Source organism: Porphyromonas sp. HMSC077F02, from assembly GCF_001815465.1.
In the GTDB taxonomy this organism is placed as follows: domain Bacteria; phylum Bacteroidota; class Bacteroidia; order Bacteroidales; family Porphyromonadaceae; genus Porphyromonas_A; species Porphyromonas_A somerae.
Genome location: NZ_KV820669.1, coordinates 83,070 through 98,531, shown reverse-complemented (window position 1 = coordinate 98,531; position 15,462 = coordinate 83,070). Strand labels below are relative to the sequence as shown.

The following is a 15,462-nucleotide window of genomic DNA, read 5'->3' as shown; positions in this document are numbered from 1 at the left end:
AAATATGCTAGACCTAAACAAGTATCCAGCCGAGCCTTTTAGAATTAAGGCTGTAGAAACTGTGAAGATGAATTCGCTCGAGGAGCGAAAAAGACTTATCAAGGAAGCAGGTTACAACACCTTCCTACTCAATTCGGAAGATGTCTATATTGACCTGCTGACCGACTCTGGAACCAATGCGATGAGCGACAAGCAGTGGAGTGGACTGATGATTGGTGACGAAGCCTATGCAGGAAGTCGCAATTTCCATCACCTTGAGGAGACCGTTCAAGACATTTTTGGTTTTAAGCACTTAGTGCCTACGCACCAAGGTCGTGGTGCAGAGAACATCTTAAGTCGTATTGCCATTAAGCCAGGACAATATGTGTTGGGTAATATGTACTTTACCACTACTCGCTACCATCAAGAAGCCAATGGGGCTATCTTCTTGGATATTATCCGTGATGAGGCACACGACGCCTCTTGCTCTATTCCTTTCAAGGGGGATATCAATCTGGAGAAGTTAGAGCAGATCATCAAGGAAAAGGGAGCGGAAAACATCGCCTATGTTTGCCTTGCAGTAACGGTAAACCTCGCTGGTGGACAGCCAGTCTCAATGAAGAATATGCGAGAGGTGCGGAATATCTGCAATAAGTATGGGGTAAAGGTCTTTTTCGATGCAACACGTTGCGTAGAGAATGCCTACTTTATCAAAGAGCAAGAGGAGGGCTATGCCGATAAGACCATCAAGGAGATTGTGCGTGAGATGTTTAGCTACGCCGATGGCTGTACCATGAGTGGTAAGAAGGATTGTATTGTGAATATTGGTGGATTCCTCTGTATGAATGATGAGGAGCTATTCCAAAAAGCCAAGGAACTCGTGGTAGTATTCGAGGGAATGCCAAGCTACGGAGGTATGGCCGGTAGGGATATGGAAGCTATGGCAATAGGGCTCAAGGAATCACTTCAATTTGAGTACATTGAGCACCGCATTCGCCAAGTACGTTATCTTGGTGACCTACTCCGTGAGGGAGGGGTGCCTATCGTAGAGCCTACTGGAGGACATGCTGTCTTTATTGATGCACGTCGTTTCTGTCCACACCTCACGCAAGACCAATTCCCCGCACAAGCACTCGCTGCTAACCTATATGTAGAGGGTGGCGTACGCTCTATGGAGAGAGGGATAGTGAGTGCAGGTAGAGATCCAAAAACTGGGGAAAATCACAGGCCAAAGCTCGAGACAGTACGTCTCACCATTCCAAGACGAGTTTACACCTATGCACACATGCAGGTGGTAGCAGAGTCGGTTATCAAGCTTTATCGCCATGCCGAGACGATCAAGGGGCTCCGATTCACCTACGAGCCACATCAGCTTCGGTTCTTCACCGCACGCTTTGAAGAAATCTAATATAATCACTTCATTAAAAGGGGAGTAGAGCTTATTCCACAGCTCTACTCCCCTACTCTATCTTCACCCATCAAACATTACCACACCACGCTACCCCCTAGTTCTGGTGGCACATCTATACCGCTAGCTCGCATACTCTTATTGAAGGTCTTCAAGATCTGGCATAATGAACCATAAAGTTGTGCTAAAATGTGCAACTCCCGAGCATTAATTTAAGCTTCTCCTCCCACCTCAAAATTATTCCTTATCTTTGCAAGTAGATGATAAAAGCTGCGTCTTATGCAAAATTGTGACAATATACAAAAAGTGACTGCTCCCCCATTGATTTCTGTGCTGATGCCAGTTTATAATGGTGAAAATACGATTCAAAGAAGTTTGGACTCGCTCCTAGATCAGGGGGCAATTCCTTTTGAACTCGTTGTGGTTAACGACTGCTCTACTGATAAGACGTCAGAAGTGCTTGAGCAATTTTCCATTAATGCCCCTGAACATATTAGCGTAAAGATTATCCAGCATGAAGAGAATGGAGGTGTTGCTAAGGCTAGAAACACAGCCCTATCTCATGCAATTGGAGAGTATATTTTATGGCTAGATGCAGATGATTATTATGCTCCGAATTCCTTTGAACAGCTACTTTCTATCCCGCAAACCGATGTCGTCGGATATAACTATTATCTGCAGAATGAGACAAAATCAAGGCTTATTGACTGTCCCAAACCTAATACACCCGAAGTAGCTCTAGAATTGATCTGTGAAGGGAAAATGAAATGGAACTTATGGGCCTTTATGATAAAGCGGGAGTTGATCGTGAGAGAGAATATACACTTCCTTTCAGGGCATAATATGGGTGAAGACCTCTACTTTATGGGGCAGGTGTTACTCTATGCTAAAGACTTCCAAATGCTACACGCCCCTCTTTATCACTATATGACATCCAACGAATCCTCTCTCACCAAAAACTATAATAATAAGCACTACGATGATATCGCCACAAATATTAAAGCTCTAGAGGAAATAATGACAAAAGTCAGTAGTCACGATTACACTGATGATATCAACTTTTTGAAGCTCACTCTTAAGCTTCCTTTTCTATATTCTAGAGATGCTAACCAATATAAAAAATGGCAGGAATTGTTTCCAGAGGCTAATCTCTTTATAGATGAATACCCGTCAGATCATAAATATAATCAATGGCTTCAGAAGTGGGCTATGAAGGGCCAATTTTGGTTGGTAGATCTATTTAATTATGTTTATAAGATAGCTTATAGATTGAGATATTAAGAGAGATAGAGATCATGAATAACATCCTTTCGCTTAATAACATTGCCAAAGCTATAGGCACTATTATATGTGCTCTAGCAGTTGATTTTTACCTTTTCCCAATTAACTCTCTAGGTGTATACGGTGGACCTAATACTAAAGTGGTGCTAGCAATAGTTGGTACAGTCTTATTCCTGATTGGCATTTTTAATGAAAAGAAAAATACCATTCCACTGCAACTCATATTCGCAACCCTTATAGCTTTTTTATTTTCGACTATTAATTATCTCTCTACTGAGATTAATGCCACTTCAGACTATGGCTATAGCAATTATTTTGTCTCATTTTTTACTTGGACTTTTTCGGCCTATACTGTAGCTGAATTAATTCGTGTAGTGCATAGAGAGGTAAATCTTAGGCTAATTACTAGCTATTTTCTTGCAGTCTGTCTCTTTCAGTGTGTGATTGCCTTGTTAATTGATAATATTCCAATGGTGGCATATATCGTTGATAACTATCTTACCACTGGCAACCAATTTGTGAAGGAAGGGGGGAGGCTATATGGGATAGGTGCATCACTAGACCCGGCTGGAGTTCGTTTTGCAGTAACACTTACGATGGCCGCATTTGTAATGACACAGGATGAGCTAGTATATGGCTCTTCTAGTAGTATGAGGTGGTTTATCTGCTCCTTCTTAATCATATCAATCATTGGTAATATGATTTCACGTACTACACTTATAGGAGTAGTGATTGGTCTGATTGTTATAATCGGTTCTTATTTCGCGAATTATAGAAATGGCAAGATATCTCTCCAGCCTATGATTAATAGCTTCCTTGCTATTTTAGCCATTTCAATTTTGGCAAGTATACTGATCTATAATGTGAGTGCAGAGGCTAGAAGCCTATTCCGCTTTGGGTTTGAGGGATTTTTCAGTTTCTTTGAAACTGGAGTGTGGCAAACAGGAAGTACAGATGTGCTCCAAACGATGTGGATATGGCCTACAGATTTACAGGGGTGGATCATTGGTTATGGGATATTTGAAGATTGGTATTTTGGTACAGATATCGGATATTGCCGATTTGTATTGTATTCTGGATTATGTGGTCTGACTATCTTTGCGATATTCTTTATCTATCAGCTTCTCTCTTTTTGCAAAGCCATTCCAAACTATAGGTTGCTTTTTATTTTACTATTAATTATTGTCTTTGTAGTTTGGATAAAAGTATCGACCGACATTTATTATGTTGTTGCCCTATGCTACTGGCTAGATGAGTTTCAGTCTAAATATAAAATTGCAGCTGTTTAACAAAGTATGGAAAAACGTAATATCAAGCTTGTCTACTGTATAGGTGGTACATATAACTCTGGAGGTATGGAACGCGTGCTTTCGAACAAGGCAAACTGGCTGTCGTCTCACGAATATGAAATTACGATTATCACCACAGAGCAGAGAGGACGCAATGCTTTTTTTCCTCTCAATCCAGATATTCAGCAAATTGACTTGGGCATTAATTACGAAGAAAGCAAGGGGATAGCAGCTAAGCTTTTTTCATACCCATTTAAACTCTTTAAGCATAAAAGCATACTCTCCAAGCATCTGCGATCAATTAGGCCCGACATAGTTGTCTCACTCTTTGACAATGGGTCATCTATCATTCCAAAAATTAATGATGGAAGCAAGAAAATCCTTGAAGTCCATTTTTCAAGATTCAAAAGGAAGCAATATGAAAGGAAAGGATTATTGGGCATCATTGATCGCATATTAAGCAAACAAGATCTTAAAACAGCTAAGTCATACGACCATTTTGTAGTTCTTACAAACGAGGACAAAGGCTACTGGGGTATGGATAAAAATATAAGCGTTATACCTAATGCTCTAAACAATACATTCAGGAATGTTGATTTAAAGGAAACAGAAAGAACCAATAAGATTATAGCTGTTGGACGACTGGCACACCAAAAACACTTTTCTGAATTAATACATATTTTCAGTGCTATACACGATAAGGCACCTGATTGGGGCCTTGAAATCATAGGTAATGGTCCAGATAAAGATAGGCTCCAGAAATTAATTGATGGTCTTGGTCTCAAGAGTAAAGTGACGCTATCACCTGCTACTTCCACTATTCAGGAGAAGTACCTCACAGCGGGTATATACGCAATGACTTCTCGTTACGAAGGACTTCCGATGGTGCTTTTAGAAGCCCAAGCTTGTGGGTTGCCAATAATCTCTTACGATTGTAAGTGTGGGCCAAAAGACATTATCAATGACGGAATTGATGGCTATATCATTCCAATGGGCGATCGGCAGTTATTTGCTGACAAACTACTTGAGCTTATTAAAGATCAAGAGTTAAGACTACGCATGGGAAATGCAGCAGTAGTTTCTTCAAAGAGATTTGATGAAGAAAGAATAATGAGGCTGTGGACATCACTTTTTAATAAGGTTCTATATGAATAAGCAGTTAATCGTAATTTCAGCTGTAAATATTAATACAGGGGGTACGCTTGAGATATTAAATAATTGTCTCGAGTACCTATCCACTCAGGTTGATCACCTCAGAGTCATCGCTATTGTACACGATAAAAAACTAGCTCTATATGAAGGGATTGAATACATAGAAATTCCATGGGCTAAAAAGACTTGGATGCACCGTATTTGGTGTGAACATATTACCCTAAAAAAACTCTCTAAAAGGCTCCCTTCAATTGATCTTTGGCTTTCTCTACATGATACAACACCAAATGTTGTTGCTAATAAAAGGGCCGTATATTGCCATAATCCATTCCCCTTTTACAAAGGAAGCATAAGAGACCTTTGCCTTAATTACAAGATATTCTTCTTTGCATGGCTATCAAAGAATTTTATCTATCGACCCAATATAAAGAAGAACGACTTTGTGGTTGTACAAACTCAGTGGTTTAAGGATGCATTTGAGAAGTTATTCGGTTTGTCATCTGAGAGAATTATCGTATTCCCTCCAATGATGCCAATAAGAAATGACGAAATTAGGCCAGCAAACAATTCCAGGACTACTACATTCTTCTACCCTGCGGCTCCAAATGTACACAAGAATTTTGAACTACTCTGTCAAGCTTCAAAACTGCTAGAAGAGCAGATAGGCAAAGGAAGGTTTCAAACCATTTTGACCCTCAGAGGAGATGAAAACAGTTATGCAAAGTATCTATACAGCCGATGGGGCGAAGTCAGCTCTATCTCTTTTGCTGGCTATCAAAATCAGACTCAGATGAGGGAGTTATATGACAAGGCTGATGCACTTGTCTTTCCCTCTAAAGTGGAGACTTGGGGACTTCCTATTACAGAATTTGGAAGATATGGTCGCCCAATTTTACTAGCAGATTTACCCTATGCTCACGAAACTGCTGGTGGACTTTTACAGACAGCCTATTTTTCTCCTCATGATACTAATGAGCTAGCTAACTTAATGAAGAAGGTTATTGAAGAAGCATATGGTAGTTTTATGCCCACACCTATAACCAGCCCTACCCCACCCATTGCAAATACTTGGGCAAAACTATTTGATGAATTGCTTCAATGATGAATACGACTATGCCACTCCCTATTGTTGTTTGCTACACGACCAATTTTGTAGTCCCTGCAGCTACTACTCTACTATCAATCATTGAGAGTGCAGACCCTAATACAACGTACCATATCATTTCACTTGTTGAGGCTCCGCTATCCCCTTCTATTGAGCAGAGGATAAAAGGATTGGATAAGAGAGGTATCGTGTCTAAATGGAGCTTTATTGATATGTCAGGTCGCGTGCCAAGTGCCTATTTTGGATCGTTCTCCATCGGGTCACTATATAGGATTCTGATTCCTAAGCTTCTTCCAGAGTATGATACTGCTCTTTACCTAGACTGTGATATTATTGTGCAAAACGACCTCTCCAAGCTCTTCTCTATAGACCTGGGTGAAAACTTATTAGGAGGAGTACGGGAGACACTAATAGGGGCTAATATAGATCACTTTAAGTCTCTTGAACTTAATGACCCCACATGGTACATCAATAGCGGGTTCCTTTTGATGAACCTCAAGGAGATGAGGAGAGTGAATTTCAGCAAGAAGATGATGGATCTGCTACAGACGGAGAGGGCAAAGAGCTTTGTTTTTCCAGATCAAGATGCCTACAACATCTTAGCACACGGCAAAATCATATCCCTACCTCCCTACTACAATAGTATACGGACATTCTATCCAAGTATATACAAAGATGCTTTTTTGAAGCTATATACAAATGATGACTGGAAAGCGGTACACCGTCATGGCAATGTGCATTACACCTCTGCTAAACCTTGGAAAGGATATGCCATCCAATTCGATAAGTGGTGGGACTACTACATCCACCTTCCAGAGTCGCTAAAACAACAAATGGAGGTGTCAAAGAAAGCACATAAGTTGTACAACATTTGGAAAACTCCAATAATTGGGCAAATATTCCAAGGACTACTCAAAGCTAAAGACACTCTGACCACACTACTGAAAAAGAAGTAATAGCTGTTTAGATTATGACTTAATCATGTCCTAAAATCTAGTGTGGTTTATTAAGGCTCTAAAGGATTGGAATGTGCGTTGGAGTCTTGTTGTGAGAGCTAGAGAGTAGCGAAAAGGAGACATAATATCCACCTTTGAAAGCCTTTTTTTCGGTTTCAGATATTCAAATTGATACTCCTTGGCATACTCGAGATATAACTGATCCTTATTTGGCAAATCGCAGGTCTCAAAAATAGGAATCAGAGCGGTGAGAAACAGACTATTATGTGTAGTGGCTAATAACGATTTGTAGGCACCTTCTTGTGCTTGAGTATAAGTATTACGCATTGATTTTAAGACAATAAATAGACTTAAAATGTGTTTTCGCAAGGATGGCTCAGATCGATTATTCATTGTAGAACCTTCACGAGTATATCTGTAGTAATACAGTCCTTCACTACTTTTATAATGCCCGATACGAGTTGCTTCCATGATAAGCCGGGTATTAAACTCTATATCCTCATGATATATTCCCGATAAAAAACAGATGTTATTTGAGCTACTAAGCACGCGTAAAAACAAATAGTTGCAAGGAGAATAGGTCATCTTTCCCATTTCAGCAAACTCATCTAAAGAGTATGCAATTTCATTAAAATGAGCGAAATCATCCTTTATGTTTTTCCTTTCTCCATCTACCTTGGCCACAGGGAACAAGCAGATATCTAGCTGGAGTTTTCTTACATAATCAAGCAATGAATTGATACAATTTTCTCTTATCCAGTCGTCTGAGTCAACAAACCATATATATTCACCTGTCGCATAGCTAAGGCCAACATTTCTAGCAACGCCTTGCCCCGCATTCTCTTGATAGTGATACGAGATATTAGGGTATTCATTACAATATTGCTTTACAACTAGTGCTGTGTCATCTTTCGACCCATCATCCACCACTATAATTTCATAATGATCGTGTGGAATGTCTTGGTTTAAGCAACTATCTAAGCACTTGCCTATATATGGAGCCACATTGTAGGCTGGAATAATGATTGATAGGAGTTTAGTTGTATTCATACGATTCGTTGATTTTACCATGTGCTAAGTTGAGGGTGCGGTTACAATGATCTGTCACCTTCGGATTGTGAGTAATAAATAGTGTCGTTAGACCTCTTTCAATAGTCAATCGTTGGAGATTAGCTAGCAATTGAGACTCCGTCTCAGGATCCAAGGCAGAAGTTGCTTCATCAAGTAGCAATATGGGTCTATTAGATAATAAGGCTCGTGCAATAGAAATACGCTGTGCCTGCCCTTCCGATAGCCCTACACCACCCTCTGTAAGAACTGTATCCAAGCCCTCACTAAGTTCTAATACATAATCTGCAACAGCCAAGTGCAGTGCATCTATCATTTGCTCCTCAGAAGACTCAGGAGCACCGAGTAATAAATTATCTCTGATCGTCCCAGAGAAAAGTGCTGTCTCTTGTGGCACATAAGCAAATGCATCACGAGTTTGTTCGTCTATCTCCACCTTTTTTCCTTCCAAGAGAGCTAAATGCAGTGAGCCATTCATAGGAGTCTCTAGTCCCATCAAGAGCTTGAAAATCGTAGTTTTTCCCGTACCAGTAACTCCAGTTAATGCCACCAATTCACCACGATTGATTTCAAAGTCAACCTGATTCAATACCTCTTCTCTTCCTTTATAGCTAAAGCTTAGCTTCTTTGCCTGGATACTATCAATGGAATTGAAGGCTACATTTTTAGATGCTCTTGATTCCGAAGGGAGCAAAAGCAATTCCTCTAATCTGTCAATGGCTGTTAGTGAAGATGCAATACCTGGCAATAGCTTTACGGTATTGTAGGTAGGTGATTGAATGTAAGAGACCAATTGCAAAAAAGCTACTACCGATCCAAAAGTAATCAACCCTAAGTGCAGGCGGTAGATGGCCCATACCATAGCTATTCCATACCCCCCAGTGAATACTATTTTCAAAGCTAAACCACTATATACACTGAAGCGTAGTTGCTCTTTAATCATGTCCACCAAATGTTTCTCCCCCTTACCCAGCTGAGAGAGTGTCTTAGATTGTTGACCAAAAATCCGTATGATTAGTTGATGCTGAACTACCTCATTAAAGTAGGAAAAAAGATCGCTTTCCCGTCCTTTCACTCTGTGAGTGATCACTCGCATCTTCCTAAAGTATATTCGACTAAAGAAAAAGACGAAGGGGATAAAAAAGACGACACACCACGTCACTCGAGGATCAATGAAGGACATGAATACTAATGCTCCAATCAACTGAATCACCCCAATTGCCAAGGAAGGTAACTGCCAAACCAGTAATTCAGTTACCTCCTTTGCATCCTGAAGTAACCTTGAAGTAAGATCCCCACTTCTAAGGTGTGATAGCTCATTCCACTTAGTATACAGTAGCTCGTCATAGAGCCTAGCACGAAGCGTTTTAGTGATTTTTGCCGACGTGGTAGTTGAAAACCATCTATTCCAAGTGGTCAGTAGTATTCGTCCAAAGATAAGTGATAAATACCATATCACTACAAACCAAAAGTCATACTTCAATGAATCCCCTGTAGCCACATCAATTAATAGCTTACTAAGCCATACAAAGAGGAAGCTAAGACCCACTGATACCAGCCCTAGAAGAAAGATTAAGAGCAATCTAACCCAATAATCTTTTAATAAAAAGGAAATAATCCTTGTCTTCTTTTTCATCTTCTTTTCACAGTTTCTTGGGCTCTAAAAAGAAGCATATCCATCGGAGCTTTATAGGCATAATGACCTATTATATGCCTATAGTGGAAATTATGATCCACTACACTCCACCACTTCCAAAAGCGTTGTTGCCAGACACTTCCTTGAGAGGATCTACTCTTTAACTGCTCCATCCTATTTTCAAAATAGCAATGCTCTAGTGATTTTAAATCGCGATGGAAATTAGGTGTTTTCTCTGGCCTTTTCCATGGAATTGACTCTTCTGGAAGCTCAAACCACCTATGCAAGAGCTCTCCAAAGAGACCTACTTGATACTCTAGCTTCATTTCTTTAAGCAAGCGTGACAATCTGTCTTGATCAATAGTATGACCATACTTACTCACCACAAAGTACCAATCCAATAATCGCTTAAAGTTAGCACCACCGTATAAAAAGTCTCCAAAAAAGTGGAGAAAGGTGTGAATTAACTGTAGCTCAGCGGGTAATACTTGTACAGGAACATTATCAATTAAGATAGCCTTTTTCTCAGTGTGATTGAGTAATTGACTGTAGTACTCTTCAAATACCTTATTCTTAGAAGTCATAGGTAAGTAGAGCAATTGACCGTGGCACTCTAGTAAGAAGGTATCCATTTGCACCGCCTTATGGAGTAACTTATTATTTTTAGTCTCACTATGAATTTTGTATCCCCTCCTACTCATCATCTCTATAACCTTTTCAAAATCAGACTTATCTTGAAAGTATAGGTCAATATCTCCAATGGTTCTCAGTAATGGATTGGGATATAGAGCAGCATTAGCATGGCCTTTTACGAGGATGGAATGAAAATTAAGTGCCTCCAACTCATTATAGAGCTTTGCTAAGACAGCCGACATATCATTAGATAGCCTCTCCAAGCCCTGCAGATAGCTCATCAGTTGAACTGAAATATTCATAGGCAAGTCGGGGAGTGTCAGCAATTGATCGGCAATCATTCCCTCCACCTGATGCTGCTTAGCAAGTCGCCATAAATGTGGTGCCTGCTGAATTGTGGACTCCGAATCGGAGCCATTATTTTCAAATGGAATGCCCCTAATAGAAGCTCTCAATAGTTCAATAAAAAGTAGCGATGCTCTATCCATAATCTAAATCAAATCTAGTCGTCGTAAGACCCCCAAAGACTTTTTCCTAAGCCAGCTACCTTTTGGCCAAAGATACTGAAAGCCTCGCCATAGTAACGACCCTTTATGAATCACTCTACCATTACTCCGTACTATCACTATTGCTTCTCCTAATATTGAGTCAATCTTAATATGCTCTATGCCAGCAGGATTGCCATCACCGCGTAATAATACGCTGTCAGAGTATATTTTCACAATTCGATGTAAAATGAAGTCGCCATCATTAATAGCCAACACTATCTCTCCCACCTTAAGACGGGCACAAATAGGTGCTAGAACTATTTTATCAGTCTTATCATGAATCAAAGGATACATACTATTACCACTGGCTCTTACTATCACTCGGTATCCTTGTGATAAATCTTTCGCTGCCAAACCGAGCAGATCTTCCATTTCCCTCCCTACTAGAAAAAAATTAATGATTTTCTAAGCTTATCAAGCCTGAACTTTCTATAAGTTTCACAAGAGCCACTGCATCTTCGTGGGCTTTCTCAGTATCAACATCATAATTATTCAGCAAAAAAGTGGCTACTAAATCTGCACTAAATTCAAGTCCAGTAAAAGTCTTGACAACCTCAGCAGCACTCTCATTAAGCGTTACTACAGAACTATATCCTACGCCCTGAGGGCTTGGTACAACTGTAATGTACTCGCTGCCTACTTTACGAATTACGATGTCGTCTCTAAGTTTCATAAGATTACTAATTATCATTAGACAATAATGGGTACGTTAGCTCCACAGCCCCTCTATCAGGTCTACACTCCAACGTATAAAATGGGATCTGCTGGGCAATATCTGTCAATAGCTCAAACGACTGATTGCGATGGTCATTGTCTGTCCTAAGCACACTTGTAGACATCACCAATGCACTTAAAGCTTCACTAAACTTACCTCTATAGATCTTGTTTTCAGGAGCTTGCTTCAAAAGTACCATTCCTACCACCTTTGCCGATTCATTAATATAGCAAGGGGTCTTTCCACTCCACGGAGCGCCATACACTCTTACTTCTCCATCTGGAAAAAGGCGAATGATAGGTTCATCATCATTCAGTAAGCGTGCACCAGGTACATACCTCCTCCATAACATTGAATGAGTACTCTTTCCTGTGCCACTAGTTCCCATAAAGAGCAAAGCTTTTCCATCAACCATCGTTACAGAAGCATGCATCTTTAAGCCCTTCAACTTGATGAGTTGCATCCCATAAGCTGGTATCAAAAAAGAGTTCAATACATAAATAGCATCCTTCTGCAATAGATCCACATCGCTTTCGACTTTAGACCAATCCTTTGTAGCACGCATATAGTAGAGATGGTCAAAGAGCTCCATCTCTGTATAGTAGTATTGGTCATCACAATATATTTTGGACCATCCTCCCTCAAACTCACCAGTATCGATTGGAGTTAAATCACTAGGAATGGAGATCCCTACCCCTGCCGTAAAGCAGACCTTTGCCTCAACACCTTTACTACATTTCAAAAGGAAAGGAGCATAGGGGATCAATAGCTGCGATACACGATCGGCATTCGGTGTCTCCAGAACTACTGGCATTCCAGCAATCTCATAATATAGATGTCCAATATCACTCATACTCTGCAAAGATACTATTTTGTCTCCATCTAAAAATAGGAGGCTAATTTGTCTTGGGGAATAGCCACTCTTCAAGGAACCCTAACCCATAGGCAAAGTGCTGCACATAGGCAGCGGCTACAGCATAGCCTGCGAGCTCTAAACTCCCCCCCTTGGTGTATACATCTACCACTATAGCAAGTGGGTAAAGGAGCAAAATGGAATAAAGCACAGGCGAGAGGGTCAGTAGTACAGCCACATTGAATATCACAAAGAGACTAGGCAATGTGTGTGCCAACTTGAGCGTGCCAGGGTGGTACCGATTTAGGACAATTCTTGCCTTACCACTTTGACGAATCTGTCGAAAAAAAGCTTTGAAATCAACTCTACGCTTATGATATACCCATGCCTCTTCAAATAGAGCAGAAACTCCACCATTCTCCAAAGCTCGCATACTTAGGTCTAAGTCCTCTCCGTACCGCATACCATCCCTAAAGCCACCCAACTGATTAAATAACTCCCGACGTATCCCCATATTAAAGGTACGTGGATAGAAATGGTCAACACTCTTTTTCTTGCCACGAATTCCACCTGTAGTGAGCAACGAGGTCATAGAGTAGTCAATCGCCTTCTGTATTATTGTAAAGTCTTCTCTAGACCTATCTGGACCTCCCCACAAGTCGCAAACTGTATTATCTACGTATTCATTTACCCTCTGAATGTAGTTATTGGGGAGTACCGCATCACTATCCAAAAAGACTACCCACTCACCATTCGCCTCTTTTACACCTCTATTTCTAGCACCACTAGGGCCGGTATTTTCCTGCACAATATACTTCACAGGCAATCCCGAGACACTTACCACATCTTCAGAGTCGTTGGTAGAGCCATCTTCTACCACGATCACCTCATAGTCAATACCTTCTACCTGCTCTTGTGAAACAAAAGAAGCTAATAACTCCCGTAGCTCATCTGGCCTATTGTATATCGGGATAATGAATGAAAACTTACACATCTGCTCAATTCTCTTTAGATGGTTTCCGATTGATTGCCTCACTATAGGCCTCTAAATATTGGGCATAGAAGCAGTGCCAACTCGCTTTCTGAGCTAATTTCTTAGCACGTTGCTTGCTTTGTGCGACCATCTCTTTAGGAAAAGAAGAGAATCGTGCAATCTTTTGAGCAATGCTCTCCGCCAAGCTCTCAAATCCATCGTCCTCTCTTTCTAGAGCCTTAGCTCCATACCTCAGACAGTTCTTGGTATTGGTCTCCATAGCCCACATACCAAAACCAGCTTTGTCCGTTGTAAGTGTCGGCACCCCAAAAGCAACGCTTTCTAATGGTGTATACCCCCATGGCTCATAGTAGCTAGCAAATACCGTTAAGTCTACAGCCGGTAAAAGGTCATAATAGGTAATATTAAGCACCTCATCAGCACCATCCAAGTAATCTGGAATAAATATTGGATAGATATTTTGCCCCCAATTCTCAGCTAAAGAATGGAGGTGTGCCAAAATTTGATTGCCCAATCCATCATTAAGCTCATGAGTAACGTACGGCATCTGCATCGCAAGCGTAGTAGCTTTGTCACTAGCTAAAGCTGCTTGGAGCTCAGGCCTAGGAGCTTTAACCCAACTAGGCACCAATATTAATGCCACAATATCGCGAGTTAAGTCCATATTATGAAGTCGCCTCAAAGCATCAATAAACACATCCAGCCCTTTATTACGATATTCACAACGACCAGAAGTAGCTACTATAAATGGATCGTCGCTTAGCTTAGTTCCATAAAGCGTCTCTGCGAGATGATAAATAGCCTTTCTTCCTCCTTGGCGTAATTTGCGCAATTGGTATCCAGAAGGTATCACCCCCTCCTCCCAACCATTAGGAAGCACCATTGGCTCACGACCTATTAACTTTGCAGCTTCAAGTGCTGTTACCTCACTGACTGTAGCAAAGACATCTGCCACATGAGCAGCTGCATACTCCACCTGATGCTTGCACATCACGCCAAGTTCTTCGGCCATTTGATTGCCGTCATAATTAGGTAATTGGCTATATAATGGCTTCCCATTACTAGCTATAGAACGTCCTACAGAGGTAGCATGAGTAATAAATAGTGTGTAAATCTGAGGAGCCCACTTCCGAAGTGCTAGGAGCCCCATGCCAGTTGTCCACTCATTGAATATGGCCAAAGGATACTCAGATGGGAAAAGCATAATGTATGCTTTCATCACTTTTGCAACGGCAAGGCTAAAGAGGCAAGAATCATCATAATCGCCATATCCTATCTCTCCACGAATACCATACTCCTGCCACATCTCATAGTATAGCCCATCTTTCTGACTAGCTAGCGATTGATAAGCTACAAGTGCCACACGAGGCTTGCCGACAACATCCCAACTCCCCAAAAGTACCTTAATCCCGGTTTCAGAGAAGAGCTTATCAGCCAACTCAAGATCACTCTTTTTTCTAGAAGGGATAAAGTCTCGCTGTGGAGTCTCAAGCTTTGGTCCTATAAATAACAGGGAATCTCTTCCATGCTTCTCTATCATTGTTGCCACACGGGTGCTAAGTACAGTATAGATGCCCCCCACCTTATTGCATACCTCCCACGAAGTCTCCATGATAAGAGTGGGGAGGGTTGGGGTAGCAGAAAGTTTATGCTCGTTGGTACTCATATAATCTTAACCTTTGAAATAAAACAAACGCCTTCTCGGTAATTCCCTAGAAGGCGTTTTAATATATAGGCTATCTAAAAAGTTGACCTACGAGGATTCGAACCTCGACAAACAGAACCAAAACCTGTTGTGCTACCATTACACCATAGGTCACTCACGCCCTAAGCAACTTCCCTAAG

The 15,462-nt window shown here is 40.9% G+C and carries 14 protein-coding genes and 1 tRNA gene; 6 read left to right on the top strand and 9 right to left on the bottom strand.

The annotated features are described in order from the left end of the window. Positions 1-4 precede the first annotated feature (4 nt). From HMPREF3027_RS05170 to HMPREF3027_RS05145, 6 genes are all read left to right on the top strand, one after another. Positions 5-1,387: a tyrosine phenol-lyase gene (locus tag HMPREF3027_RS05170; protein ID WP_070707473.1), complete on the top strand. Its 1,383-nt coding sequence runs from the start codon at positions 5-7 to the stop codon at positions 1,385-1,387. Between the two features lie 279 nt (positions 1,388-1,666). Further along, on the top strand, positions 1,667-2,668 hold the full coding sequence (locus HMPREF3027_RS05165; RefSeq protein ID WP_070707471.1) for a glycosyltransferase family 2 protein: 1,002 nt from the start codon (positions 1,667-1,669) through the stop codon (positions 2,666-2,668). Positions 2,669-2,682: 14 nt separating this feature from the next. Then, positions 2,683-3,957 carry a hypothetical protein gene (locus HMPREF3027_RS05160; RefSeq protein ID WP_083317520.1) on the top strand — a complete coding sequence of 425 codons (1,275 nt, stop codon included), beginning with the start codon at positions 2,683-2,685 and terminating at the stop codon, positions 3,955-3,957. Between the two features lie 6 nt (positions 3,958-3,963). After that, positions 3,964-5,112 carry a glycosyltransferase family 4 protein gene (locus HMPREF3027_RS05155; protein WP_246830534.1) on the top strand — a complete coding sequence of 383 codons (1,149 nt, stop codon included), beginning with the start codon at positions 3,964-3,966 and terminating at the stop codon, positions 5,110-5,112. After that, a complete protein-coding gene (locus HMPREF3027_RS05150; protein WP_070707469.1) occupies positions 5,105-6,211 on the top strand; it encodes a glycosyltransferase family 4 protein in 1,107 nt (368 codons plus the stop codon). Before HMPREF3027_RS05155 ends, HMPREF3027_RS05150 begins: the two co-directional genes overlap by 8 nt. Beyond that, positions 6,208-7,170, top strand: coding sequence for a glycosyltransferase family 8 protein (locus tag HMPREF3027_RS05145; RefSeq protein ID WP_070707467.1), 963 nt, complete (start codon positions 6,208-6,210; stop codon positions 7,168-7,170). The genes HMPREF3027_RS05150 and HMPREF3027_RS05145 overlap by 4 nt, the downstream gene beginning before the upstream one ends. Before the next feature lie 30 nt (positions 7,171-7,200). Here HMPREF3027_RS05145 and HMPREF3027_RS05140 read toward each other — a convergent pair whose 3' ends face one another. The 9 genes from HMPREF3027_RS05140 to HMPREF3027_RS05100 all read right to left on the bottom strand — a co-directional run bounded on the left by HMPREF3027_RS05140 (position 7,201) and on the right by HMPREF3027_RS05100 (position 15,436). Then, positions 7,201-8,220 carry a glycosyltransferase family 2 protein gene (locus HMPREF3027_RS05140; protein ID WP_168165877.1) on the bottom strand — a complete coding sequence of 340 codons (1,020 nt, stop codon included), beginning with the start codon at positions 8,218-8,220 and terminating at the stop codon, positions 7,201-7,203. Continuing rightward, complete coding sequence (locus tag HMPREF3027_RS05135) at positions 8,207-9,874, bottom strand: ABC transporter ATP-binding protein (RefSeq protein WP_070707463.1); 1,668 nt, start codon at positions 9,872-9,874, stop codon at positions 8,207-8,209. The genes HMPREF3027_RS05140 and HMPREF3027_RS05135 overlap by 14 nt, the downstream gene beginning before the upstream one ends. Beyond that, positions 9,871-10,995: a nucleotidyltransferase family protein gene (locus tag HMPREF3027_RS05130; protein ID WP_070707461.1), complete on the bottom strand. Its 1,125-nt coding sequence runs from the start codon at positions 10,993-10,995 to the stop codon at positions 9,871-9,873. The genes HMPREF3027_RS05135 and HMPREF3027_RS05130 overlap by 4 nt, the downstream gene beginning before the upstream one ends. A gap of 3 nt (positions 10,996-10,998) precedes the next feature. Next, positions 10,999-11,427, bottom strand: a complete 429-nt coding sequence (locus HMPREF3027_RS05125) for a S24/S26 family peptidase (RefSeq protein WP_070707459.1) — start codon at positions 11,425-11,427, stop codon at positions 10,999-11,001. 22 nt (positions 11,428-11,449) lie between these two features. Further along, positions 11,450-11,728, bottom strand: a complete 279-nt coding sequence (locus HMPREF3027_RS05120) for a PqqD family protein (RefSeq protein ID WP_021903357.1) — start codon at positions 11,726-11,728, stop codon at positions 11,450-11,452. A gap of 7 nt (positions 11,729-11,735) precedes the next feature. After that, positions 11,736-12,623, bottom strand: a complete 888-nt coding sequence (locus HMPREF3027_RS05115) for a hypothetical protein (protein WP_070707457.1) — start codon at positions 12,621-12,623, stop codon at positions 11,736-11,738. 43 nt (positions 12,624-12,666) lie between these two features. Beyond that, positions 12,667-13,617 (bottom strand): glycosyltransferase family 2 protein, encoded by a 951-nt coding sequence (locus tag HMPREF3027_RS05110; RefSeq protein WP_070707455.1) that lies wholly within the window; start codon positions 13,615-13,617, stop codon positions 12,667-12,669. Between the two features lie 4 nt (positions 13,618-13,621). Beyond that, positions 13,622-15,283, bottom strand: a complete 1,662-nt coding sequence (locus HMPREF3027_RS05105) for a glycosyltransferase family protein (RefSeq protein WP_070707453.1) — start codon at positions 15,281-15,283, stop codon at positions 13,622-13,624. A gap of 82 nt (positions 15,284-15,365) precedes the next feature. Beyond that, positions 15,366-15,436 (bottom strand) — tRNA-Gln (locus tag HMPREF3027_RS05100). Positions 15,437-15,462 lie beyond the last annotated feature (26 nt).

Coding starts and splice junctions, on each gene's coding strand:
- HMPREF3027_RS05115 (WP_070707457.1), bottom strand. CDS start 12,623: ATGAGTGATATTGGACATCTATATTATGAGATTGCTGGAATGCCAGTA.
- HMPREF3027_RS05170 (WP_070707473.1), top strand. CDS start 5: ATGCTAGACCTAAACAAGTATCCAGCCGAGCCTTTTAGAATTAAGGCT.
- HMPREF3027_RS05155 (WP_246830534.1), top strand. CDS start 3,964: ATGGAAAAACGTAATATCAAGCTTGTCTACTGTATAGGTGGTACATAT.
- HMPREF3027_RS05125 (WP_070707459.1), bottom strand. CDS start 11,427: ATGGAAGATCTGCTCGGTTTGGCAGCGAAAGATTTATCACAAGGATAC.
- HMPREF3027_RS05150 (WP_070707469.1), top strand. CDS start 5,105: ATGAATAAGCAGTTAATCGTAATTTCAGCTGTAAATATTAATACAGGG.
- HMPREF3027_RS05130 (WP_070707461.1), bottom strand. CDS start 10,995: ATGGATAGAGCATCGCTACTTTTTATTGAACTATTGAGAGCTTCTATT.
- HMPREF3027_RS05140 (WP_168165877.1), bottom strand. CDS start 8,220: ATGAATACAACTAAACTCCTATCAATCATTATTCCAGCCTACAATGTG.
- HMPREF3027_RS05165 (WP_070707471.1), top strand. CDS start 1,667: ATGCAAAATTGTGACAATATACAAAAAGTGACTGCTCCCCCATTGATT.
- HMPREF3027_RS05120 (WP_021903357.1), bottom strand. CDS start 11,728: ATGAAACTTAGAGACGACATCGTAATTCGTAAAGTAGGCAGCGAGTAC.
- HMPREF3027_RS05160 (WP_083317520.1), top strand. CDS start 2,683: ATGAATAACATCCTTTCGCTTAATAACATTGCCAAAGCTATAGGCACT.
- HMPREF3027_RS05135 (WP_070707463.1), bottom strand. CDS start 9,874: ATGAAAAAGAAGACAAGGATTATTTCCTTTTTATTAAAAGATTATTGG.
- HMPREF3027_RS05145 (WP_070707467.1), top strand. CDS start 6,208: ATGATGAATACGACTATGCCACTCCCTATTGTTGTTTGCTACACGACC.
- HMPREF3027_RS05110 (WP_070707455.1), bottom strand. CDS start 13,617: ATGTGTAAGTTTTCATTCATTATCCCGATATACAATAGGCCAGATGAG.
- HMPREF3027_RS05105 (WP_070707453.1), bottom strand. CDS start 15,283: ATGAGTACCAACGAGCATAAACTTTCTGCTACCCCAACCCTCCCCACT.